Annotated in this window: 3 protein-coding genes; all 3 read left to right on the forward strand. The window is 71.2% G+C overall.

The annotated features are described in order from the left end of the window. The coding region (locus tag AB0927_RS40900) for a vitamin B12 dependent-methionine synthase activation domain-containing protein (protein ID WP_366672953.1) at window positions 1–633 on the forward strand (633 nt) is incomplete at its 5' end. Continuing rightward, on the forward strand, window positions 630–1487 hold the full coding sequence (metF, locus tag AB0927_RS40905; protein ID WP_366672954.1) for a methylenetetrahydrofolate reductase [NAD(P)H]: 858 nt from the start codon (window positions 630–632) through the stop codon (window positions 1485–1487). The genes AB0927_RS40900 and metF, both read left to right, overlap by 4 nt. Next, the coding region (locus AB0927_RS40910) for an adenosylhomocysteinase (RefSeq protein ID WP_366672955.1) at window positions 1477–2119 on the forward strand (643 nt) is incomplete at its 3' end. The genes metF and AB0927_RS40910, both read left to right, overlap by 11 nt.

A 2119-nucleotide genomic window follows, 5' to 3' on the forward strand; every position in this document is an offset into this window, starting at 1 on the left:
TCCGACGTGGCCACCGACAACCCCGTGCCCACCCCGCCGTTCTGGGGCACCCGCGTCGTCAAGGGCATCCAGCTCAAGGAGTACGCGAGCTGGCTGGACGAGGGCGCGCTGTTCAAGGGCCAGTGGGGGCTCGACCGCGACACGATCGAGACCGAGGGCCGGCCTCGCCTGCGCAGGTGGCTCGACCTCCTGCGCACCCGAGGTCTCCTCGAAGCGGCCGTGGTCCACGGCTACTTCCCCTGCGTGTCCAAGGACGACGACCTCATCGTCCTGGACGAGCACGGAGCGGAACTCACCCGCTTCACGTTCCCCCGGCAGAGCCGCGGCCGAAGGCTCTGCCTGGCCGACTTCTTCCGCCCGGAGGAGTCCGGCGAGACCGACGTCGTCGGCTTCCAGGTCGTCACCGTCGGCTCCCGCGTCGGCGAGGAGACGGCCAGGCTCTTCGAGGCCGACGCCGGGTATCCGGCGTGCCCCGATCTGGAGGACCGCGCCAAGATCGCCACGCTGCTGGAGCCCGAGCGGATCGGCGTCCACCTGTCGGAGGAGTTCCAGCTCCACCCCGAACAGTCGACGGACGCGATCGTCGTCCACCATCCCGAGGCGGGCTATTTCAACGCCGGGCGGCGCGCATGACCACCTTCTCCTTCGAGTTCTTCCCGCCCAGGACGCCGGCGGGAGAGCGTGCGCTGTGGAACGCGGTGCGCAAAGTCGAGGCGCTCCGGCCGGACTTCGTGTCGGTCACCTACGGGGCGGGCGGCTCGTCCCGGGACCGTACGGTGGCCCTCACCCGGCGGATCGCCGCCGAGACCACCCTGCGTCCGGCGGCCCATCTGACGGCCGTGGGGCACTCGGTGGCCGAGCTGCGGCACATCATCGGCTGCTACGCGGACGCGGGGATCACCAACGTGCTCGCGCTGCGCGGCGACCCGCCCGGCGACCCCCGGGGGCCCTGGGTCCCGCACCCGGACGGCTTCACCCACGCCTGCCAACTGGTCGAACTGCTGCGTTCGCTCGGCGACTTCACCATCGGCGTCGCCGCCTTCCCCGAGGGCCACCCGCGCTCCCCCGACCCCGCGAGCGATCTGCGGCACTTCGTCGCCAAATGCAGGGCGGGCGCGGACTACGCCGTCACGCAGATGTTCTTCCGCGTCGAGGACTATCTCCGGCTCAGGGACCGGGTCGCCGCCGCCGGCTGCGACATCCCGATCATCCCGGAGATCATGCCCGCGACCGACGTACGCCAGATCAGCCGCTTCGCCGAACTCAGCGCGGCCGCCTTCCCGGAGGACCTCGCCCACCGCCTGGAAGCGGCCCGCGACGACCCCGCCACCGCGCACCGCATCGGCGTGGACCACGCCGTCGCGATGGCCGACCGCCTCCTCGCCGAAGGGGCACCCGGCCTGCACTACATCACCCTCAACCGCTCGGCAGCGGCCCTGGACATCCACCGCACCATCCACGCATCGAGGAGCCCACGTGTCCACTGACAGCCCCGACTTCAAGGTCGCGGACCTCTCGCTGGCCGAGTTCGGCCGCAAGGAGATCACCCTCGCCGAGCACGAGATGCCCGGCCTGATGGCGATCCGCGAGGAATACGCCGGGACGCGGCCGCTCGCCGGCGCCCGTATCACCGGCTCCCTGCACATGACCGTGCAGACCGCCGTGTTGATCGAGACGCTCGTCGCCCTGGGCGCCCGGGTCCGCTGGGCCTCCTGCAACATCTTCTCCACCCAGGACCACGCGGCCGCCGCCATCGCCGCCGCGGGCATCCCGGTCTTCGCGTGGAAGGGCGAGACCCTGGAGGAGTACTGGTGGTGTACCGAGCAGGCGCTGGCCTGGCCCGACAGTCCCACCGGCGGCCCGAACATGATCCTGGACGACGGCGGCGACGCCACCCTCCTCGTCCACCAGGGCGTCGAGTACCAGAAGACCGGTGACCTCCCGCCCGCCGACAACGGGGAACTCGCCGTCATCCGCGCCCTGTTGGAACGCTGCCGCCTCGACTGGACCGCCGTGGCCTCCGGGATCCGTGGTGTCACGGAGGAGACCACGACGGGTGTGCACCGGCTGTACGAGATGCAGCGTGACGGGGTCCTGCTGTTCCCGGCGATCAACGTCA

Origin of the sequence: Streptomyces sp. NPDC048106 (genome assembly GCF_040706415.1) — a bacterium.
Taxonomy (GTDB): domain Bacteria; phylum Actinomycetota; class Actinomycetes; order Streptomycetales; family Streptomycetaceae; genus Streptomyces.